Origin of the sequence: Pseudomonas alvandae (assembly GCF_019141525.1) — a bacterium.
Classification (GTDB): Bacteria; Pseudomonadota; Gammaproteobacteria; order Pseudomonadales; family Pseudomonadaceae; genus Aquipseudomonas; species Aquipseudomonas alvandae.
This window is the reverse complement of the sequence record NZ_CP077080.1, coordinates 4,100,982-4,122,766: the sequence shown is the minus strand read 5'-3', so window position 1 is coordinate 4,122,766 and position 21,785 is coordinate 4,100,982. Positions and strand designations below refer to the sequence as shown.

17 protein-coding genes and 4 pseudogenes are annotated in these 21,785 nt (G+C 51.4%); 17 read left to right on the top strand and 4 right to left on the bottom strand.

Annotated elements, in window-relative coordinates:
- Nucleotides 1-11: 11 nt before the first annotated feature.
- The 6 genes from KSS97_RS18140 to KSS97_RS18115 all read left to right on the top strand — a co-directional run bounded on the left by KSS97_RS18140 (nt 12) and on the right by KSS97_RS18115 (nt 6,702).
- Nucleotides 12-335, top strand: coding sequence for an NAD(P) transhydrogenase subunit alpha part 2 (locus tag KSS97_RS18140; RefSeq protein ID WP_003187010.1), 324 nt, complete (start codon nt 12-14; stop codon nt 333-335).
- A complete protein-coding gene (locus KSS97_RS18135) occupies nt 335-1,771 on the top strand; it encodes an NAD(P)(+) transhydrogenase (Re/Si-specific) subunit beta (RefSeq protein WP_217859836.1) in 1,437 nt (478 codons plus the stop codon). Before KSS97_RS18140 ends, KSS97_RS18135 begins: the two co-directional genes overlap by 1 nt.
- Nucleotides 1,772-1,953: 182 nt before the next feature.
- Nucleotides 1,954-2,790, top strand: coding sequence for an SDR family NAD(P)-dependent oxidoreductase (locus tag KSS97_RS18130; protein WP_152667473.1), 837 nt, complete (start codon nt 1,954-1,956; stop codon nt 2,788-2,790).
- Between the two features lie 51 nt (nt 2,791-2,841).
- A complete protein-coding gene (locus tag KSS97_RS18125) occupies nt 2,842-3,729 on the top strand; it encodes an alpha/beta fold hydrolase (RefSeq protein ID WP_046061901.1) in 888 nt (295 codons plus the stop codon).
- Nucleotides 3,730-3,821: 92 nt separating this feature from the next.
- Nucleotides 3,822-5,417, top strand: coding sequence for a purine-cytosine permease family protein (locus KSS97_RS18120; RefSeq protein WP_217859835.1), 1,596 nt, complete (start codon nt 3,822-3,824; stop codon nt 5,415-5,417).
- A 109-nt stretch (nt 5,418-5,526) separates the two neighbouring features.
- The gene (locus KSS97_RS18115; protein ID WP_217859834.1) at nt 5,527-6,702 is read left to right on the top strand and encodes an MFS transporter; all 1,176 of its coding nucleotides are present in this window, start codon (nt 5,527-5,529) and stop codon (nt 6,700-6,702) included.
- 86 nt (nt 6,703-6,788) lie between these two features.
- On the opposite strand, the gene KSS97_RS18110 is transcribed toward KSS97_RS18115, so the two are convergent.
- Nucleotides 6,789-7,559, bottom strand: coding sequence for an NUDIX hydrolase (locus KSS97_RS18110; protein ID WP_217859833.1), 771 nt, complete (start codon nt 7,557-7,559; stop codon nt 6,789-6,791).
- Nucleotides 7,560-8,278: 719 nt separating this feature from the next.
- Here KSS97_RS18110 and KSS97_RS18105 point away from each other — a divergent pair.
- A pseudogene (locus KSS97_RS18105) lies at nt 8,279-8,857 on the top strand (phosphoglucose isomerase-related protein); the annotation flags it as partial.
- Between the two features lie 2 nt (nt 8,858-8,859).
- On the opposite strand, the gene KSS97_RS28635 reads toward KSS97_RS18105, so the two are convergent.
- Nucleotides 8,860-9,048, bottom strand: a complete 189-nt coding sequence (locus KSS97_RS28635) for a response regulator transcription factor (protein ID WP_225936060.1) — start codon at nt 9,046-9,048, stop codon at nt 8,860-8,862.
- Between the two features lie 673 nt (nt 9,049-9,721).
- Here KSS97_RS28635 and KSS97_RS18095 point away from each other — a divergent pair.
- The 6 genes and pseudogenes from KSS97_RS18095 to KSS97_RS28785 form a co-directional block, all read left to right on the top strand.
- A complete protein-coding gene (locus tag KSS97_RS18095) occupies nt 9,722-11,017 on the top strand; it encodes an FAD-dependent oxidoreductase (protein ID WP_082097885.1) in 1,296 nt (431 codons plus the stop codon).
- 25 nt (nt 11,018-11,042) lie between these two features.
- Nucleotides 11,043-11,483: a flavodoxin domain-containing protein gene (locus tag KSS97_RS18090; RefSeq protein ID WP_046061890.1), complete on the top strand. Its 441-nt coding sequence runs from the start codon at nt 11,043-11,045 to the stop codon at nt 11,481-11,483.
- Nucleotides 11,484-11,503: 20 nt separating this feature from the next.
- Nucleotides 11,504-12,685: a cytochrome P450 gene (locus KSS97_RS18085; protein ID WP_082097884.1), complete on the top strand. Its 1,182-nt coding sequence runs from the start codon at nt 11,504-11,506 to the stop codon at nt 12,683-12,685.
- Nucleotides 12,686-12,941: 256 nt separating this feature from the next.
- Nucleotides 12,942-14,435 carry an APC family permease gene (locus tag KSS97_RS18080; protein WP_217859831.1) on the top strand — a complete coding sequence of 498 codons (1,494 nt, stop codon included), beginning with the start codon at nt 12,942-12,944 and terminating at the stop codon, nt 14,433-14,435.
- A gap of 145 nt (nt 14,436-14,580) precedes the next feature.
- The gene (locus tag KSS97_RS18075) at nt 14,581-15,225 is read left to right on the top strand and encodes a TetR/AcrR family transcriptional regulator (protein WP_217859830.1); all 645 of its coding nucleotides are present in this window, start codon (nt 14,581-14,583) and stop codon (nt 15,223-15,225) included.
- A 143-nt stretch (nt 15,226-15,368) separates the two neighbouring features.
- Nucleotides 15,369-16,220: pseudogene (locus tag KSS97_RS28785) on the top strand (RND transporter family protein); the annotation flags it as partial.
- Between the two features lie 123 nt (nt 16,221-16,343).
- Here KSS97_RS28785 and KSS97_RS18065 read toward each other — a convergent pair.
- On the bottom strand, nt 16,344-16,808 hold the full coding sequence (locus KSS97_RS18065; protein WP_046061888.1) for a 6,7-dimethyl-8-ribityllumazine synthase: 465 nt from the start codon (nt 16,806-16,808) through the stop codon (nt 16,344-16,346).
- A 135-nt stretch (nt 16,809-16,943) separates the two neighbouring features.
- Complete coding sequence (locus KSS97_RS18060) at nt 16,944-17,531, bottom strand: flavin reductase family protein (protein WP_200899315.1); 588 nt, start codon at nt 17,529-17,531, stop codon at nt 16,944-16,946.
- A 443-nt stretch (nt 17,532-17,974) separates the two neighbouring features.
- Between KSS97_RS18060 and KSS97_RS18055 the strand changes: the two genes are divergently transcribed.
- From KSS97_RS18055 to KSS97_RS18045, 4 genes and pseudogenes are all read left to right on the top strand, one after another.
- Entirely contained in the window at nt 17,975-18,445 is a 471-nt protein-coding gene (locus KSS97_RS18055; protein ID WP_046061887.1) for a 6,7-dimethyl-8-ribityllumazine synthase, read from the top strand.
- 57 nt (nt 18,446-18,502) lie between these two features.
- Nucleotides 18,503-19,732, top strand: a pseudogene (locus tag KSS97_RS28780) (HAMP domain-containing protein); the annotation flags it as partial.
- Nucleotides 19,733-20,098: 366 nt separating this feature from the next.
- A pseudogene (locus tag KSS97_RS28775) lies at nt 20,099-20,638 on the top strand (methyl-accepting chemotaxis protein); the annotation flags it as partial.
- Between the two features lie 132 nt (nt 20,639-20,770).
- On the top strand, nt 20,771-21,520 hold the full coding sequence (locus KSS97_RS18045; RefSeq protein ID WP_046061885.1) for an SDR family NAD(P)-dependent oxidoreductase: 750 nt from the start codon (nt 20,771-20,773) through the stop codon (nt 21,518-21,520).
- Nucleotides 21,521-21,785: the final 265 nt, after the last annotated feature.

Below are 21,785 nucleotides of genomic sequence, written 5' to 3'. Positions count from 1 at the left end.
GGATTCAGACAATGGAAGAGCTTATCTCCCCCGGTATCTACAACCTGATCATCTTCGTGCTGGCGATTTATGTCGGTTACCACGTGGTCTGGAACGTGACACCCGCGCTGCACACGCCGTTGATGGCGGTAACCAATGCCATTTCGGCGATCGTGATCGTCGGTGCCATGCTCGCTGCCGCGCTGACCGTAACGCCTCTGGGCAAGACCATGGGCACCCTCGCCGTGGCCCTGGCCGCGGTCAACGTATTCGGTGGCTTCCTGGTGACGCGCCGCATGCTTGAGATGTTCAAGAAAAAAGCCCCGAAAGCCGTAAAAGAAGAGGCGCCCAAGTAATGAGCATGAACCTGGTAACGACGCTCTACCTGATCGCGTCGATCTGCTTCATCCAGGCCCTCAAGGGCCTGTCGCACCCCACCACCTCTCGCCGTGGCAACCTGTTCGGCATGCTCGGCATGGCGCTGGCGGTGCTCACCACTGTGGGCCTCATCTATAAGCTCGGTGCCGAGCTAGCCACCGCCGGCATCGGCTACGTCATTGTCGGCCTGCTGATCGGCGGCACCGCCGGCTCGATCATGGCCAAGCGCGTAGAGATGACCAAGATGCCGGAGCTGGTCGCCTTCATGCACAGCATGATCGGCCTGGCTGCCGTCTTCATTGCCATCGCTGCTGTTGTCGAGCCGCAATCCCTGGGCATCGTCAAACAACTCGGCGACTCGATTCCGGCCGGCAACCGCCTGGAGCTGTTCCTCGGCGCCGCCATTGGTGCAATTACCTTCTCCGGTTCGGTGATCGCCTTTGGCAAGCTCTCGGGCAAATACAAGTTCCGCCTGTTCCAGGGCGCACCGGTACAGTTTGGCGGCCAGCACAAGCTCAACCTGATCCTGGGCCTGGCAACGCTGGGCCTGGGCCTGACCTTCATGTTCACCGGCAACCTCGGCGCGTTCGCCTTGATGCTGGCCCTGGCGTTTGTCCTGGGTGTGCTGATCATCATCCCGATCGGCGGTGCGGACATGCCGGTGGTGGTGTCGATGCTCAACAGTTATTCCGGTTGGGCCGCAGCGGGTATCGGCTTCTCGCTGAACAACTCGATGCTGATCATTGCCGGTTCGCTGGTGGGTTCGAGCGGTGCGATCCTCTCGTACATCATGTGCAAGGCGATGAACCGGTCGTTCTTCAATGTGCTGCTCGGCGGTTTCGGCAACACGGCAGATGCAGCTGGCCCGGCAGGCTCGAAAGAAGCCCGTACGGTGAAATCCGGCTCGGCTGACGACGCTACCTTCCTGCTGACCAACGCCGACACAGTGATCATCGTGCCGGGCTATGGCTTGGCGGTGGCACGAGCGCAGCACGCGCTGAAAGAGCTGACCGAGAAGCTGACCCACCACGGCGTGACCGTCAAATACGCGATCCACCCGGTGGCCGGTCGCATGCCCGGGCACATGAACGTCCTGCTGGCCGAGGCCGAAGTGCCTTACGACCAAGTGTTCGAGATGGAAGACATCAACTCCGAGTTCGGCCAGGCCGACGTGGTACTCGTCCTGGGCGCCAACGACGTGGTCAACCCGGCGGCGAAGAACGATCCTAATTCGCCGATTGCCGGCATGCCGATCCTCGAGGCCTTCAAGGCCAAGACCATCATCGTCAACAAGCGCTCGATGGCCAGCGGCTATGCGGGCCTGGACAACGAGCTGTTCTACCTCGACAAGACCATGATGGTGTTCGGTGACGCCAAGAAGGTCATTGAAGATATGGTTAAGGCTGTCGAGTGAGCGGAATAACTCGGCAACGCTGGGGTTATCCCAAATGATGCTTGATAAGCTATGGCTATCGCTGGCAATCGGAAATCGGGATTTGACCCTATCATGACGGAAGAGGAATATCGAGTTCGAAGGATGGACTCTATTAACTTAGCTGTTTTTTAGTACTGATCTAATTTGCTGACCATTTACACATGTTTTGGCATTTGATCCATGTTCGTGGTTTCGGCGACATCAATAATGGCGGGGTAGAAAACGTGAATAATTATAACGGTCGTGTGGTAATAGTTACTGGTGGTGGTTCTGGCATGGGCCGCGCCATGGTGCATGAATTTACCGCTCGCGGTGCCAATGTGGCAGTCCTAGATATCAATCCAAAGCGCGCCGAAGAAACCATTTCCGAACTGGCCAAACCTGACCTTGCCTTTGCTCATGCGGTGGACGTGAGCGATCCTAAAAGCGTCCAAACAGCTGTGGACGCCATTATCCAGCGTTGGGGCCACATTGATTTACTGTGCAACAATGCAGGCATTTTGGACGGCCACGCGACTGCGCATGAAGTTAGCCTGGAAGAATGGAATAAAGTAATTGCGGTCAACCTGACCGGGCCGTTTCTGATGGCCCGTGCTGTCATCCCGCAAATGCTTAAGCAAGGCAAAGGCGCGATCATCAACACTTCGTCGACGTCAGGATTCAGTGCTGCTGGCGGCGGAACTGCGTATACCGCCTCCAAACACGGCGTCATCGGTCTAACCCGCCAACTGACATTTGAATATGGTGCACGCGGTATTCGCGTTAACACGATCTGCCCTGGCGCAACAGCGACGCCTCTGGCCCTGGCCGATCCGGTAACCGCGGGCTCTCCGGATATGGAAGCGGCGATCAAAAAATTCCCGGCCCAACGTTGGTGCCAGCCAAGCGAGATCGCAAAGCTTGCCGCCTTTTTGGGCGGCGACGAAGCAGATTTCGTCCATGGCAGTGAATACGTGATGGATGGTGGATGGCTGGCTGCGGCGCGTGATCCCTTCTGATATGCATCTGTGACTCAACAACGTCAATCTTCCATGCAAAGGTAGCGGATAATGTTTAGTACGCGTGAGTGGCCGGACAGTGGTGTTGAAGGATTTCAGCGAGGGTTTGAAACAGTAGACGGCACCCGTATCCACTATGTAAGCGGTGGCGTCGATAACGGGGAAGTCATGGTGCTGGTATGCGGTTTTCCGCAGAGCTGGTATGCCTGGCGTAAGGTGCTGCCGCTGCTGGGCAAGCACTACCGTGTAATTGCACCGGACCTTCCCGGGCAGGGTGATTCGGATCGTCCGTCCAGTTGTGATACTGGCAACGTGTCGCGCTTGCTGAAAAAATTTTTGACTCAGGTTGGTGTAGAGAAGCACTCCTTGGTGGTTCACGATATTGGTGCCTGGGTTGGTTACCCTTACTGCGCTCAATTCGGTGACAGCGTCACAGGGCTGGCCATCCTTGACACCGGCATCCCTGGTATCAGCTTGCCCGATAATCTACCGTGGGCGTCTGATGTGGCTTGGCGGACTTGGCATGTAGCGTTCCACAACATTCCGGACTTGCCGGAAGAGTTGCTGGAAGGCCGTGAGCACATCTACCTGAGATGGTATCTGCAGCGGAAAGCGGCAAACCCTCAAATCTTCACCGAGGACGATTTTGCGGAGTATCTTCGTGCGTTCCGACTGAATGGATGGAAAGGCGGTCTAGCGTATTACCGGGCGATCACACAATCGGCTGAACAAAACCGTGAGTTCGCCAAATCCTTACTTAAGATGCCAGTGCTGGCTGTTCGCGCAGACCAAGGATCGATGCCTGATCTGGTCAGCGAGTTGAAGAAGGTGGCGGCCAATGTCTCGGGTACTATGGTGTTTAGCGGCCACTATATTCCCGAGGAGCAACCCAACGGCTTGGTTGATGAACTCTTGAAGTTCTTTTCCAATATAAAGTGAGAGTGTAGGGATGATCTACAACGCCCGAGTGTTTTATAGGGCGTTGTTGTCTGGGCGTTCAGTTCGTAGACCATTAAATAACGAGAACTGTCATGTCAGAATTGCAGCCGCTAAACATTACTTATGCTGATGATCCTCGTGTTCTGGCCGAGCAATCAGCAGAAGATTATTCGAGGCATGTGGTACCCCTGTCGGCTAGAACTAATCGCTGGAGCTTAGCGATGGCCTCTTGGTCCGTGCTCAGTGCGATGTTTTATTTATATATAAGTGTGGCGGTCGCTCAAGCCGTAGGTAGTAAGAGTGCGATTATTGGGGTCACACTCTCGGCACTTTTTTACGGTGGCATAAATTATGTCATCTCTCAGCGCTCAATTAAAAATGGCCTGACGGTCGCTTTGTTGTCGAGAGGTATTTTCGGGGGGGCGGGTGCGATCATTTCATCATTGCTATTTGCTGTAACGGCGACGTATTACGCAGTGTTTGAGGGGTCGATCATAGCCGTTGCGTTCCACCAGTATTTTTCGCCCGAGAGCGATATACGCTGGTGGTATTTTTTGGTAGTTCTCTATGCCCTGCCTTTAGTTATGGGCGGGGTTCAGGTCTGGCTGGATAAACTCAACGGTGCGTTGCTACCTCTCTACATTATTGGTTTGATACTGGTTATTGTCATGGCCGGTAATAAATATGGGTTTTCTACTGCATTTCTGTCCATTCCAGCGTCTACCGATCCGGTAATTCCCGGATGGATGTGGGCGTTCATAGTGTACATGGGTATTTGTGTCAATATGATGGTTACAGCTGAATTCTCGCGGTTCGGGAAACCTTCTGATGCAAAATTTCATGGCCTAATTACTTTTGGCCCAGTGTTCTATCTAGCGTTATTCGTTGTGAATGGATTAGCCGGCGTTTTCATAATGAATACTGTTTTTCCTGAGTTGCAAGCCAGTGAGCGCGGTGTGGCGGAAGCCATATTGAATGCTGCCGGTTTTTTGGGCTTGATTTTCATTCTGATCAGTCAGACTAGGATTAACACGGCTAATTATTATGTGGCTTCGTTGAACTTCGCTGGCTTTGCCGCTCGCGGCCTACATCTCAACTGGCCACGTTGGGTGTGGGTGCTGTTTGTAGGTTGCTGCGTATATTTGCTTATGCTTACAAATGTGTTCAGCTATCTGCTCAAGGCGCTAGCATGGCAGGGCGTAGCGGTCACCTCTTGGGTCGCCATTCTCATGACCCATTACGTGCTCAACCGAGATGTGAAATATGGTCTCGAGTTCCGACCGGGCAGGGTCAAAGCCATCATGCCAGGTGCATGGGCAATGATCATTTCAACCGTAGTGGGTATTGCAATCGTTGAAGCGGGAACCAAGGGGAGCTGGTACGTGGAAACCGCGCCTATTCTGATCTCCGGTCTGGCTGCATTTAGTTATTGGTCGATTCTAAAATTTGTCGACGGTGGTTTGATATCGCGAACTGCGGACCCTCGTGACGACGTTGCAGATGTTTGGCGGACCCACATTGAATGTCATGTGTGCAATCGATCTTATAGTGCTATCGAGATGGATCGCGATCCTTCGGCGGAGCAACAAGCTATCTGTGCTGGTTGCGCTGAAGGTAACTACGTCTTCCTTCAATCGGCGCGACGAGAGGGGAACTGTATGCTGGCCTCTGCTGTGCAGGCGAAGTAAAGGTGGTGTAGTGGAGGAACACAGATTGTTACGCAGATCTTGACTGAACAATGCGTGCTTTGCACTCAGCATAAAAAACTATGCTGAGTGTTTTTTTGCATAAGATGAGGTGATTAGTTTGATTTTTTTTAGAAACAAGCGATTCCTCGTTGAGTTGGCCCTGATCATAGGAGTGTTCTCCTTCTGCACTGGCGAGTTTGCAATGATGGGCCTTATCTCAAGCCTGTCGGACGCTTTTCAAAAACCTGAGACGAGTGTCGCTCATTTAATCAGCGCATATGCAGTTGGTGTTGTAGTCGGTGCTCCTATCATGGTTTTTGTGGGAGTTTATCTCAAAAAGAGAAAGCTGGTTCTTTTTCTGTTGGGATTGTATACCTGTGCAAACGCCTTTAGTTTGTTGGCGCCTAACTATGAAACATTATTGCTATCCAGACTCCTGGCCGGTTTCCCCCATGCAGCCTATTTTGGTGTTGCTGCAATGATCGCGGCATCTATGGCTCCCTTCAATAAGCGAGGGAAGGCGGTCAGTAGGATCCTGTTGGGAGTTACGGCAGCGATACTGGTTGGTGCGCCGGGTGCAACCTACATTGGTCAGCAGTGCGGTTGGCGCTCAGTTTTTGCCGCTATTACTATTTTTAGCCTGATGAGTTTGATTCTTCTATATCGCAACGCACCTGAGGTCGAGGATGATCGTAGACTTGACGTTAGAGAGGAATTGGCGCCTTTCGCTCAACTTCAGATATGGCTGGCTCTAGCAATCGGCGCCGTTGGTTTTTGCGGAATGTTCGGCGTCTATAGCTATCTTGCTCCAATTGTTTTAAATGTGACTAAACTGGAAGCTCATTGGATCGCGCCCATGCTCATGTTGTTTGGTGTAGGTACGATGATTGGAAATTTTGCAGGAGGCTGGCTTTATGATCGCGTAAAATTTGCCGCTGTGAATTTCATTATGCTGTTCAGTTTTTTTGCCCTGTTCGCGTTTCCTATTTTGTCCAGAACATTGCCGGGAGTTTCATTTGCCACGGTGTTGCTTGGATGCATGGTTGCGTTGGCACCAGCTTTACAGATGCGACTGATGGATATCAGTAAGCATGGTCAGTCACTTGTTGCCGCTTCCAATCATGCTGCGTTGAACCTTGCTAATGCGCTTGGCCCTTGGTTGGGTGGGCTTGCAATTAATGCCGGTTGGGGGTGGACATCGACAGGTTACGTGGGTGCCGGCATGGCTTTTGTAGGGTGTTTGATCTATTGGGTGGCTCAGCACCTGGAAAGAAGAGTGGTGTGAAAATGGACTTCAATGGAATATACAAGTTTGCATTTTTTTGTATCGTACGTAATTTTCCAGAGGTTGCGCTTAAAATACGAGAGAATTTAACGGGTTTGGCCTTTATCTTCAAAGCTCATCAATTTTTGGGATATGTATATTTCGTCTCTTTTGTGTGGCTCTATATTGCCTGTGAAATCCGTCGTGACTAGACCCGTGCAGTATGCAACGGTGCTAATCAGCTGTCGATCTGTAAGGCTATTGCACGGTTCGGAAATGTATGAACTCAAGGGTATCCATCTTGCGTTCTCAATTTCTTCGATATCCAAAATGTTAATTGCCTGTGTCAGTGGTTTCATCCTACATATAAAGTGCAGATTGGATTTGCCGAGTTGGTGAGTATGCATTGTGGTGAATCCCACTATGGATTCGAACAATGTTTTTATTCCCGTTTCCTCGAATATCTCACGCTGGATAGAGTGCTGGATTTTTTCTCCTGCTTCAATATACCCTCCGGGAAGTTTGAATCCTGTGGTGCCTCGCTCTTTCACCAAAAGGATCTCATTCAATTCATTCAAAACAATCGCGCTTGCACCAATTGTGTGTGTTGGAATAAACGGTACAAAGGTGACTTCTGACGGCTGACGGACCAATGTCAGTTCTTCACGAAGACAGCTGTGAAACGTGAAACCAGCACTGACGAATAATGGAACGCACTCGGAGCGAGTAATAGGAAGAGAGACCCAAGAAAGAGATTTTCTATTAGTCTCAAGATAGGTCAAGAGAGTTTCAATGTCGTTTTTTAATTCCTCTGTAGTCTTTGGTAACGAAGCAGGGTCAATGATCACGCCGTTAAAGCGATCCAATTCAAATCTCATTGTTGATCTTCAATAGCATTGAGCTAGTCCTCGGAGGATATTCTCCAAGCTTTGCTGTATCGCCGCGCTTGGGATTGGCGAGTATATAAAAAACACTTTGAGCTTGCAAGATAAGCCACACGTGCTTATTCATCCTTTTGTTCCGCAGAACGCTAGTTTTGTTCCGAATTAATTTTCGCAGCATCAAGGCAAAAAAATAATATCGCCTCGATATGGCTTCAATAATTGATGCGGCAAATTTATCGCTCGACTCATTACCGCTTGAAAAATCTATCAAACGGTTTTTCTCCAAATCTGGTGTCTTTTTTGCATCGGATTTTGTGGTCCTTTACTATGGCTAGAGGTATTTATGCACTCGCTAAATTCAATCGCTGGTATTAAAAGGTACCGTATCCAAGACGAGATCCCCATCGCAATAGATGACACGGGTAATGGCCCTGGCGAGATTGCTGGTGTTGGTCAGGATTCAGGGGGCAAAGTAGGTGAGGAAGTTGAGCTAACAAGCCGGTCTCGAATGATCGTCGCGGTGGCGTGCGCTACATTGGTGCGTATTACGTCTCGTATCTACAAATCGTTACCTAAACGGGGACACTAGAGCGTTACTAAATGACTCGCTACGCTTGTAGAAAGGTGACATTGCTGTTGACATTGGATCTTATTGCATAGGGCGGTTGTGCTTATTTTTTTGCTATTCGATAGGCTCTCCGCCATTTTCCTGGGATATGGAGTCCTATGGCAAGCAGGTGTGGCACGATGGTCAAGGCGTCTCAATCCAGACTGGACCTGTTATTTGGGGAGGCGTGGGGTGCAATGGCCAGCATGCCTACCATCAACTGCTGCACGAGGGATCCACTTGATCCCCGCTGACTTTATTGCGTCGGTGATGAGCCACAATCCCTTGGCTGATCACCAGTAATGGCTGTTCGCGAACTGTGTGGCGCAAAGTCAGGCGCTTATGCAAGGTATGAGTCGAGCCGAAGTTGAGGATGTCTTGCAAGGCATGGGCTTATCCAAAGAGGAACTAGTACGGATCACGCATCACAAAATTATTCCCGGTAACCGCCCGAGCAATATGATCATGATGCAAAAAGTCACGCCATCTACGTTAGTCGCTTCAATCGCTTTATGAACAAAAAGTGTTCGTCCAAAGGTTATTTGGGAGTTAGCTGTTTGATCAGTGGGGCGTCGAGCTCGGGAAGGCTCTATCATCGACCGCTCAAGTGATTAATATTGATATTCATGATGTTCTCCTATTCCAAGGCAGTAGTGCCTCAAATTCAAATTCAACAGCCCGATAGTCTCAGAGGATACTCATTGATCTAGCTTTAGCCACAGCTTGAGCTCTTCGCCTTACTCCAAGTTTTCCGCAAATCCGCTGTATATGACTTTTCACCGTAAACACCGAGATGTACAACCGCTGCCCAATTTCGGCATTCGATAGACACGCTTCAACCAAACGCAAGACCTCTATTTCTCGATCCGAAAGCACGACGTACTGGAACCGTACGTACGGTGGTGTGAGAGGACGGCGGCTGTGAGGCCGCCTCCTACTCAATCATGAAATCTGGCAGTTTGTAAACGTAGAGCGGCTCTGAAATTCAGTTCAATCGAACATCGGAGGCTTAAGTTGGTCACGTTCCGCTTCTGCGCAAAGTAGCGGCACAGTAATGGACAACAAAAATAAAAAATTAAGGTCAACCAGAAGGCGATTCCGATGGCTGAAGCTGACTTGGTCCCGACCGCGGCTCCACGACGGCCTGAGAGGCTCGCTGGAATACTATTCGTTATCTGGTGTTGTGCGGTGAATAATGCTGCACCAGGGGCCATTGGCCAGGGATGGAAGGCTCGACCAGGTAGTCTGTGGAGCTTTCGTGTCATAGACCCCCTCATACCCTAATTGCGCCGCCCAGCCAAACCAACGCAAGCACACCGCTGACCAAAACCATACGGGCTAACGGCGCATCATTATCGAATCACTCAAGTGAATTTTGCACCGAAGCCGTGCGCCGCGTTATCTAAACGTCCTCTGAAGATTTGAAAAATGGGGGCCGGGCCCATTGGCACGCTGATTGCTGGGGTATAACCGAACGACTGTTCGTGCGGGTTGTTTAGCATTGTCATGTTTGATTAGAGCCTCATGCGCTCTAGATAGGAGGGTGCCCATGTCCGCCAAATTTCCGACCGTAGCCATAGTAGGAAGCGGGCCGTCAGGCTGCTACGTCGCGCAGTTCCTTCAAAAGAAATGGAGTTCGGCGCAAATCACGATTTTCGAAGCGTTACCTGTTCCTTATGGGCTGGTGCGTTACGGTGTCGCGGCAGATCATCAAGGTAGCAAAACAGTTATCCAGCAATTTGAACGAATGTTCGAGAAAGGAGGGGTCGACTTTCGAGGCAACGTCAATGTTGGAAGAGATATCTCATATTCGAAACTGGCAGAGTCCTACGACGTCGTAGTGCTGGCGACTGGTCTCAGTCATGACGCAGATCTGGATATCCATGTCCATCCTTCTGCGCCAGTTGTAGGCGCAGGAAGATTGCTTAAAGCGTTGAACGGTCATCCTGAAGTTGAGCTGCTCAAAAATGCTGATGGTACTACTCGTGAGCTCGGGCGCCATGTCGCAGTAATCGGTAGCGGTAATGTAGCTATTGATGTCATCCGTATGATCGCCAAAACAGACCGTGAACTTGAGGGGTCGGATATATCCGACGAAGTGCGTACAAAGCTTAATGTTGAGCAGGTAAAAAGTCTGACCCTTGTAAGCCGTTCCAGCGCGGTTGACGCGAAATGTGATGGGTCAATGATGGCTGAGCTACTTAGTTTGCCTGGAGTCTGCGTTAGGGTAGAAGGAATTGTTAAAGGTGAGGGGGGGGCGATTCCGGAGTTGTTAACCGCTGCCTCGAACACTAGGAAGACTAGCAATTGTTCAAGGCTTTCAGTTAATTTCATTTTCAATGCTTTGCCGAGTGGAATTGACAATGTGTACGGACAGGCTAAGTTAACGACTATAAATAGAATCTCCTGCATCAGTACTGCCAGAATGTTTGACACCGTAATAACAGCTATTGGCTTCAATAATGGAACTACGAAAGAAGCTACCGTTACGCCTCGAGGCCTGGGCGCGGATGCGATCTATCAAGTGGGTTGGCTGAAACGGGGGCCAAAGGGTACGGTGGCTGAAAACCGTAAAGATGCCAAGTTAGTCGCAGAAGCAATTTTTTCTGATTTTGAAAGTGGCGTAATTAAAGCTGGAAAGCCCGGGTTGATTTCAATCGAACGCGAATTGTCTTCCGATGTCGTTAATTATATCGGTTGGCGTCGAATTGATGAGTATGAGCAAAACTCGGCAAAATCAGGAAGATGTAGAAAAAAGATAAACGATATTCGAACAATGCTCACCATCGCCCATGGTGCGAATTTTTGTGTGGGAGAGGTAAATGCGTTAGAAGTTGCTAATTAACTATTTTTAGTCAAGGATGTAGAAAATGTCTGAGATTTTGATTGTGTTTGGTACAGAGAGCGGAAACTCTGAAATGGCAGCCGATGATATTGCTGCCTGCTTAGGTCGCAGAGGCATCACTGCAGAAATCAAATCAATGGAGGACGTTTCCGTAGCCGGGCTGAAACTGACTTCGCAGCTAGTGGTAGTTACATCGACGTATGGAGAGGGGGAACTTCCGGAAACGACTGCGCCTTTCTTTGAAGCATTGGTAGAGAAGGCTCCTGACCTAAGTAGTGTTAATTTTTTTGCATTCGGACTAGGTGATAGTACCTATGAAAAGTTTAATAACGCCATTGATGTTATTTCCGCGAAATTGGTTGAGTTGGGAGCAATTAAAATTGGCGAAACGGGTCGGCACGATGCTGCGAGCGGTAAGTCTGTGACGATGGTTGCGAACGCTTGGTTTGAGCAGGTTTATAACTGATTATTGCCGGGAGGAACACAATGAATATTACACATGAAGTGCTGCCTTGGGCACATCCAGATTTTCGTCGCAATCCGTATCCATGGTACGCCCGGCTGCAGCGAGATTATCCGTTGTATCAGGAAAGCGAGCGTCAATATGTTGTTTCCCGCTATGAGGACTATATAAAATTTGTGAAACATCCGGCCATGAGTATGGTAGAGCCTGAGTGGGTCCAGCCGCACAACTGGCGTGTTTTCCTCGACACTATTTTGTTCTACGATCCCCCTAAACACACGGCTGTCCGTCGCCATACAAATAAATGGTTTACTCCGAAGCTCGTAAAGGAGTGGGTGAAGCATACTACTGAAGTCACCCGAAATGCGCTTGGGCAGGTTGAAGAGGATGGCTACATTGAAGCACATCATCATATCTGTGTGGTGCCGACACATATTACGATGTGCCGAGTGCTTGGTATCGCTGAGGATGACATTGAGCTCGTAACATTGAATGCATTGAAGATTGTGGGCATGCAGACTCCGGCAGCAACTGAGGCTGATAAGAATCGCGCTAGAGAAGGTTTCGATTGGTTGTTCTCAAAGTGCCGCGCCATCATTGAAGAAAAACGGATAAATCCAGGCGATGGCTTATTAGACGCAATGCTTTCGCTTGAAGCGTCTGGCGATATGACCTCGGATGAGGTGATTCAGACCTTGGTGCTCTTTTATTTTTCCGGCGCCCCCAACCCTGCTTACGTCCTCGCATCTATCCTGGAGCACTTCGCAAGGGATCCTCGCCTTTTTGATCTATATCGGAAAGAGCCAGACGTGCGTGCGGCAATGATCAATGAGTTTATTAGGCTAAACCCTCCAGAACTATCGTTTACCCGCTACCCGACCGAGGAGGTAGAGATTCGCGGGGTTAAAATTCCTGCTGGATCTTCCATTCGATTCATGACAGCAGCTGTGAATCGTGATGAAACGGTTTTCCGTCGGCCGAATCAGTTTGACCATACCCGACCTCAGGAGGCCAGTCAGCACGTCTCTTTCGGCATCGGAGTACATGCATGCGCTGGACAAGTGATCAGCAGAGCAGAAATTGAGGCCTCACTGAACGTCATTGCGGAGCACTATTCCGGAATTGAATTGGCAGAAGAGCCTGTGACTTTAAATGATGATCGAATTCGCAACTACATCACGCTTCCTCTCTATTTTAAAAAATAGCAGGGTGTAGGTTGGTGCTCATATTGTCTTATGAATAAGGTTTTTTTGCTGTATATATGGTTGTGGAAGGAAGTGGTCGTACTTAAATCAAAGAGCATGAATGAATTTTTGTGTAATTTGCAGGAGGAATCTGTGTGTGTTTAATTGCCTGCAAATGGTGGTTACACTGAAAAGCAGACATCTTCTGCAAGCTACGTAAGTGCTGGGTATTACAATAATGATGAAATAGCAAGACCCCATCTGCCAATACACATTAATGAAAGTTATCATTGGAGACTTCAAAATGACGATAAGCGCAGAGGCCGGGGTTGTTGGGGGTTCTACATCTCCGGATCATGTCAAGCTTACCGGGCAGATGGGCGCATTCAGCTTGGCTCTCACTGTTCTGGCCTTTTCGGCACCCCTTACCACAGTTTCCGGATACATACCGGTTGCACTGTCGTTTGGAGGCATAGCAAGTCCACTTGCATTTATCATTGTAACGGCAATGATTTTGATATTTGGGGTTGGCTATGTCACATTAAATGCTGCGGTTAAGCGCCCAGGGGATTTTTATTCCTTTATTAGTTTTGGGCTAGGTAAATCGTCCGGACTTGGTTCAGGCCTGATGGCCGCAGTTTCATATTTTCTGATTCTTACGGGTGTAGCGGCATATTTTGGTGTGGCTTGTGCAGACCTCCATCAAGAAGTATCCGGTTACTCATTATCCTGGTACTGGTATGCGTTGGCTTGCTGGGCTGCTGTAGGTATTCTAGGCTATTTTAATGTAGAGCTATCCGCTAAGGTTTTGACCTGGGTAATGGTAGCTGAAGTAGTCGTTTGTCTAGTTTTCGCGTTTGCAGTACTAAAAGGCGGAGGGGATACTTCGATTGCTGCCGAAGCGCCGTTTTCTCCTAGCGAATTTACGCGGTCTAATGTTAATTTGCCACTTGCGATGCTGTTCGTAGTTTCTTTCTTTATGGGTTTTGAGGCAACGGCTCTGTTCCGTGATGAAGTTCGCCTCCCTGATAAAACCATACCGATCGCAACCTATGGCGCGATTATATTTATTGGATTGGTATACACATTCTGTGCATATGCATTGATTATGGCATACGGAAGTGGTGTGCAGGATGCGGCCATAAAATCACCGGCCACGATGTTTTCAGTCGCGTTCTCGAAGTATGTGGATGGTAAGTACCATGTGCTGATCTCTCTGTTGATATTAACCTCGTCTTTTGCGTGCATCCTCTCCATTCATAATGTGCTTTCTCGTTATTTGTACAATCTTGGAACTGATGGCGCACTGCCTGCATTTCTCAAACAAGTGCACCCACAGCATGCCTCACCCTTTAAAGCTTCCATGGCCGTGTCTTTTTTAGTTCTCTTGGTTCTATGTCCGTTTATCCTGCTTCAGGTAAAGCCAGAGATCCTTTACGGGCAGCTTTCTGGTGTGGGCACTGCCGGAGTGATTTTCCTCCTCACATTGGTTAACTTTTCTGCGTTGACCTGGTTCGTCAAAAAAGGTCGCTTTGAGAAAGCCAGTTTTATGAAGTCATTTATGGCGCCTGCGATATCTTCGATCTTTTTCATGGGGTTGGTAGTATTGGTGGCTAAAAATTTTGAGTTGCTGGTAGGGGGGGAGCCAGGTCAGCGTGTTTGGATGTTGTACAGTTTATTTTTTGTTCAATTATTTGGAATGGTACTTGCTGGTTACTATAAAAAAGTTAAGCCGGAGATCTTTGAAAAACTGGGACGCAGTCACAGTTGACGTCGCTTATCATTACTTCCGAGTGATTTAATGTCACTCGGATTTTACTATGCTATCGCAGGCTTATTGAGTGGTATTTATCTCGAGTACACTGCTGTGGTAGTCTGTGGTAAATACTTAGACTGATTTTAGGGTTGTGAATTGGATGCGCGAAACCGAGAACGCGGCAGGTATGCTGAGACGCCTTGAAAATTATGTGAACACCTTCGACTGGGATAGCTTGACTCGAAGCAAGCAGGTCATTCTCGACGCATTTCTTCGCGTGGCAACTCGGGAGGGCATCGCTAGCGTTTCCATGCGCAGCCTTGCTGCCGAGGCAGGTGTGAAGCCACCGACTATATATTCTCACTTCCCGGAAGGGCGAGACCAGATTGTTGCCGCCGCAATGCGTTGGCATTACAACAATTTTGCACGTTCGTTGCGTGGAGCGCTAGGCAACTGTCGTACCCCCGAGCAATATTGGGTTGCATTGATTGGCTTCCATGTTCGTCAGCAGTTGCAGCGACCGGAGAACGATATTTGGGATGCTCTCATCGCGACAGATCGGATTGCAAAGGTTCTTCCTAAGGGTTTGCGCAAAGAAGTCGATGACTGGGAGGATTTTTGTGACTATATGTACGCGTCGATAGCGCAAGACATCGGGGCTCGGGATTGCGCGGTTAATGCGAGGGTGGTGAGGAAGCTTATAGATAGTGTCGGCTCGTGGTGGCGCTGGGACGGATCAGAAGGTAGCTTAGAAGCTGCTGTAGTTTATAGCGTTAATCTATCTAGAAGAGTGCTAATTTTTTAGTTTGTAAAACTTCAGTATTGAGTTTTATTTATCATCTCAACAGCTGAATTTTAGACAGGGCAAAGTGATTAAGCCTCGGCCATCGCCATTGCGGATCAACTTCGTACGGTGCGGCAGCTAAGGCTTCCTCAAGTAAAGATCTCTCGGTGCAGAACTATCTGGAAAATCGATGGCAGTTGGGCAAGGGTGGCAAACCTTGCGAATTGTGATCGAAGCTAGGCAAGGCAGCATCTTCGATGGCACCTGTCTTGAGACGGTCAAGAAAATCAACGACGAGACATTTCGCTTCCCGGTGTCAACCGATCTTACATGAAGTCGCTGTAGACCCCAGCGACCCGGTGGATCGAGTCCCAGAGGAGGGGGCGACGGCGGGCCGGTGATACCGGATGATTACAACGGCTCTGCCAAATGCCTGGACCAGTTATCACAGAACGTTGAGCGATCAGGGAAGTGGGTCCACTCGTCGCCTCCAATTTCAAGCCCAGCATTGTGCTGTTGCCTCTTCAGAACATCACAATCGGATGATAGCAAGCTGCTGTACTACAACGCGCAGTCAGGCTCGCTTGAACAGATTCGGCCCAAGTACGAAACCGACAACATCGAGCTTCACATCGTCGGTTTTTCCAAGGTAGTGGATGATCTGATCTCCGGCATGCGCCAGATGCAGCCGTTCTTCGCGGCGACGCTGGTGATGTGCGGCATCGTGTTGTTCTGGTAAACACGTTGCGTGCACACCACGTTGGTGGTGCTGTTGTGCTCGATCATCGCCGTGGTGGCTGTTGGGTTACTGTCCACCCTAGGGGTTGCTCTCGATCCGTATTCGATACTCATCCCATTCCTGATATTTGCCATTGGCTTGAGTCACGGCGCCCAGAAGTTGAAGGAATCATGCAGGACATCGGCCGCGGCGCTGCGGGTTTCGCCGTGTTGATGATCGCCAAATCCCGGTCATCCAGGACCTCGCCGTCGCCGCGACAATCGGCGTGCTGGCGTTGAATGAGGCTGGGTTGGCTGTGTCCGGAGCAATGTGACGGCTATGGCTACGGCGACGGTCTCTGCTGCAGAGCGGCGACCTTGGACCGAGTCGGATCGCTCGCTCGGCAGTTTGCTGCGTTTGATCAGCCTGCCGATTGCAGCTTTCGTTGCGGCTTACCCAACACTGTGGCCCGGGTCATGCCTATTTTGATTGCTGCGTTGGCGGCTTCACGGCCTTTTTCCAGGAAATGCGCACTGAAGATCGCGCGATGGTGATTCGTCTCCTGGAAGTGATGCGGGGTCAGCGACACGGAAAGAATCGGCACGCGGGTATCCAGGCCAACGCGCATCAAACCATCAACAACAGCCTGCGCGACGTAGTCGTGTCGATATATACCGCCATCTACCACCAGGGCTGCCGCGACCACTGCCGCGTACTGGCCGGTCAATGCAAGCTCTTGAGCCATCAGGGGCAGTTCAAAAGCGCCAGGCACCTCGAATACATCGATCTGATCCGGACAGATGTTTTCGTAGAACCCCTCCAACGCCCGGTTCACGATATCGCCATGCCAGCCAGCTTTGATGAATGCATATCGATTGGAGACCATGTTTTTACCTCATCCTGTTTTTTTGGTTTCCTCAGCACCTTATGGCCAAGGTCGAATCATGTTGTCAGGCGCTGCTCTCAAGTCGTGATGCTTTATCGAATCAGTCACTTGTTGGTTCACAGTGTGAAGCGGTGATCAGGCAATCTCTGCACAGGTGCGGTAACGGCGTTGGTGCCAGACTAGGCACTCCGATGGAGCCTCTGGCGTTACCACGATATCGGCGATGGAGCCGATGAGAATGGTGTGGGAGAAACCATCGATAGAGCGCTCCAGCCTGCAATCGAATGCGATTAGCGCGCTGCCCAGCAGGGGCGCGCCGGTGACGCGTTGAATCCATTCGGAACTGGCGAAGCGATCTACGCCGCGCTGTGTGAACAGTGTGGCGAAGTCGGCTTGATCAGGTTTGAGTACGTTAACGCCGAACGTGCCCCGTGACAGCAGGTCATCATGGGCACTGGCATTTTTATTCACGCACACGATCAGCGACGGCGGCTCAGCCGAGAGACTGCACAGCGCCGAGACGGTAAGGCCCATGCGGTTTTCCCCTTCACCTGTCGTTACCAGCGAAACCGGGCCTGGCAGAATCGACATGGCATGCAGGAACAGGGTTTTATCGACCCCTGAGTTGGAATGGCTAGCACTTTGTAGCTCTGACATTTTTCTATCTCCACAGGCTTGCAGGGTTGTGCATTTGTTCGCGCCGAAGCGCTGTTTAGCTGTCATGAAAATCACATGATCAAAACTGGCGGCGCGTTGTTGTATGGCCGCCAGCCGGTACAGGGTTCGGGATTCATCTCTGCCCCTCTCGACTCAGGAGTTCGTTACCAGAGGGGCGGGTTGCTCTGATCTCAGGTTCTCTCACAAACGAATAGTCAAACTGTCCCAACTTGAGCCAACGAGGGTTGTAGCGCGTTGAGTGCGGATAGGAGGCGGGCGTTGCATGCGTTCCCACGCGGGACCATGCGTTGCCGCTGTCGGCGCGATCTGTAAGTGACTCAAGATGGGACAGTTTTTTGCTGTCGTGATCCCCGAGACTTGGCCGAGCACGTTGTTACGCTGCCATGTTCCTGGAGGTTTGTCCGGGGGCTGACGGGCCTTTGGGCACAGAGGCATCTGGCAGCGTTGCAAGTGCGTCCAGACAAAAAAACAAGACGGAACCAAACGCCATGAAGAATGCTGTCTATGCATTTATCAAAGCGGGCGCACACGAGGAATTCGTTCAGCAGGCCTTCGATGGGTTTCGCGAGAAAGTTCCCATAGAACGGATTGCGTCATTTGTCGTGTCTGACCTGTTCGCAGTTCCCAATGTGGCGATGGACCTAGCCAGAACGGGCGATTACAAGGTGATTGTCGCCGCAGGTTACGTCGAGGAAGACCCCGCGTGGCAACACGGCCATTTTCTTTCTCAGTCCGTGACCAACGGCTTGATGCGGGTAGGGCTGGATACCGGCGTGCTGGTGTTATCGATACTCGCGTGTCCCAAGGCTGCTCCCGAGAATGCGCAACAGCATCAGGTCATGCTCGAACATTTCCATGCTAAGGGGCGGCAAGCGGCTGATGCAGTGCTGCAAATCAGCAAGCTGAAGGCTTCTCTACCCGCTCTCAGACAGTTTCTTGAACGGTTGTGGCCTGTCTAGAAAAGTCTTTGAGGTGGTTGCTCATCAATCCGTCCGGCTGTCGTCATCGGGAAAAACATGTCTCTCAATACTGGCTCTATTCGCGTCAAAATTGTTGTATTGGCAGGCTTGTGCCTGCTCGGCATAGTTGCTGTGGTGGTGGCCATGAATATCCACTTTTCCAGCGTGAATAATTCGCTAGTCGCCCAAGCCAGCGAGCGCGCGATGATCCAGGGCGCTAAGACCTTGCTTCAGGCCAAGGCGTCTGAACAGACGGCCGTGTTGGGCAGTTATTTTCGTCAGAGCCAGATACTGCTGACGTCGCTGGCCGATCAAGTCACCGCCCAGAGTGAAGGGTGGAAGCGACACGGCGGTAATCCCGCAGTATTGCGTGAGTTGCTCAACGATAGCGTGAAAAAGCTGTATGAACGCAACACCGCACTCGGCTTGCAAGGGCTGTGGATCGTCTTCGAGCCAGATTCACTGGATGGTCAAGATGCCGTTTTTGTGGGAGATGCAACTCACAGCGGAAACGACACCGGGCGCTTCACCGCTCAATGGAGTCGCTACGGCGGGAGTTCGGTGAATTCGACTATTGCAGAAGCGGATCTAGTGAAAACCGACCTGAATGCCAGCGGTGTTCCCTACAACAACTGGTTCGTTTGTCCGAAAACGACGCGGCAGCTATGCGTGCAATCGCCCTATAACGACACCGTCAACGGTGAAAAAGCACTGCTTACGTCGATATCGATGCCCGTCATCGTCAATGGCGTTGTGGTGGCCGTCGTCGGGGTCGATCTATCGCTGGCGGCGCTGCAAGCCGGGGTACATAAGAGTGCTGCGGGTCTGTTTGGAGGTCAGAGCTACATCATTGTGACATCCGCCGATGGCGTCGTTGCGGCGGACAGTGTCGATCCCGCAGCCATTGGTGCACCTTTGCCGCCCGACATGGGTGGCAAGGTGCAGGATCTGGCAAAAGATGGCACCGCGGTGGTCGAGAGCGAGGGAGAGATTCGTGCGACGATCCCTTTGGATGTGGCAGAAGGTGTAATGCCTTGGAATGTGCTCCTGGGCGTGCCCCGACAGGTGCTGCTCGAAGACACGCTCGCGGTGCAGCGGCAACTGAACGACGCGCAGGCTCGAGGGGTGACGAATACGGTGTTGGTTGGCTTCGTTGCAGCTTTGATTGGGTTGACGCTGATATGGCTGATGGCCTCTGGTGTGATTCGTCCAATCAACTCGGTGGCACAGATGCTCAAGGAGATTGCCACCGGTGATGGCGATCTGACGCGTCGCCTGGATTACGTCAAGCGAGATGAGCTCGGTGAGCTGGCGAGCGGGTTCAATCGTTTTCTGGACAAATTGCAACCCACCGTCGCCCGGATCAAGCAAAGCATTATTGAAATCCGAACTGCCGCCGACCAGTCCTCGACAGTCACCCGTGAAACAAGCGAAGGCATGCAGGTTCAGTTTCGGGAAATCGACCAGGTAGCTACCGCATCGAATGAAATGAGCGCCACCGCGCTGGACGTTGCCACCAATGCGTCAAGTGCAGCCACTGCCGCCCAGGTCGCGGATAATGAGGCTCAGGATGGGATGGCGATCATCCGTCACAGTACGGCTGAGGTTACCAACCTGTGTGAAGAGATAAGCCGCGTGGTGGTCCAGGTTGAGGCACTGGCGGTCAGCAGCGAGCAGATCGGCTCGGTGCTGGATGTCATCCGGGGCATTGCGGAGCAGACAAATTTGCTGGCGTTGAATGCGGCCATCGAAGCGGCGAGGGCAGGTGACAGTGGACGTGGGTTCGCAGTGGTGGCCGATGAGGTGAGGGCTCTCGCACGACGCACCCAGGACTCAGTCGAAGAAATCCGTCACGTCGTTGAGCAGGTCCAGGATCGCACCCGTGGCGTCGTCACACTGATGCACAACAGTCACAGCAAGACCCAGGACAATGCACAAAGTATTCACAAGGCACTCAAGGCTCTGGATCGTATCGGTGAAGCAGTCACCGTCATCACTAGCATGAACCTGCAAATTGCGAGCGCCGCCGAAGAGCAGGGTGCGGTCGCTGAAGAGGTCAACCGCAACGTTGCCAACATCCGTCGTGTGACGGAGTCCTTGACCCGTCAGGCTAGCCAATCGGCGCAGATCACCGGTCAGTTGAATGTGTTGACGGTCGAGCAGATGCGGCTGATGGATCACTTCAAGGTCTGAGTGCCGCGAACGCTTGCCGCCGGGCTTAGACGTCTGTACCTAAATGACACAGTCGGCATTCTCGACAGAGCGCTAAGGTGACGCAAGTAACAATGCCTGGGCGCGAACCCATTAATAACAACGGAGAGAATCATGAATAGAGTTTTGGGCAAGGTGACAATTATTACCGGTGCAGCGCGTGGTCAAGGCGAAGCTCACACGCGGTTGTTCGCTTCCGAAGGTGCAAAGGTGTTGATGACCGATGTGCTCGATGCCCCCGGTTCGGCGGTGGCGCAAGAATTGCGAGATGCCGGCTACGATGTTCATTATCTCCACATGGATGTGACCTCCGAGGCTGATTGGATCGCTGTCGTCAAAGAGGCCGAAGCGCGCTGGGGACGGGTAGATATTCTGCTGAACAATGCCGGCATCGTTGGTTCCATGAAAGGCGCTCACGAAGAAGAACTCAGCGCCTGGACCAAACTGACGGAGATCAACCAGCAGGGGGTTTTCCTCGGTATCAAGCACGCGGTGCCGGCCATGCAGCGTGCCGGTGGCGGCTCCATCGTCAACGTTTGCTCCATCAACGGCCAGGTGGGCGGAGCAGGCTCCTTCTCCTATCAGGCCTCCAAGGGCGCCGTGCGCATGATGACTAAAGCGGCTGCGATGCAATATGTGAAGGACAACATTCGCGTCAATTCGATTTGCCCAGGTCTGGTAATGACTCCGATGGCAGAAGAAGAGGGCGTCGAATCCAATAATGCCTTCGCAGCCGCTACGCCTATGGGCCGAGGTGCACGTCCAGAGGAAGTCAGTTACGGCGTGCTGTACCTGGCCTGTGATGAAGCGAGCTACGTAACGGGTACCGAGCTGTACATCGACGGCGGCTATACCGCTCAGTAATAGAGACAAACCGGCCTTGTGTGGTCTGGCATCACAATTGCTCATAGATCACTTCGCCAGCTACTCGGGTTCAGCGTCCGCCAACAGCCACTCGTTTCATCCCCAACGAATACTTGCGAAGGGTTCTGACGAATAGGGTCAGCGGACGTTTAACTCAACCTAGGCAGAGGAGCAATTCATCAGGAACTTGAGGGGGGACGGTACACCCTTGAGGTCTGCGCCAAGCGTAAAGCCGGTCTGCACTGCCTTGCTTGCCTCTCAAGAG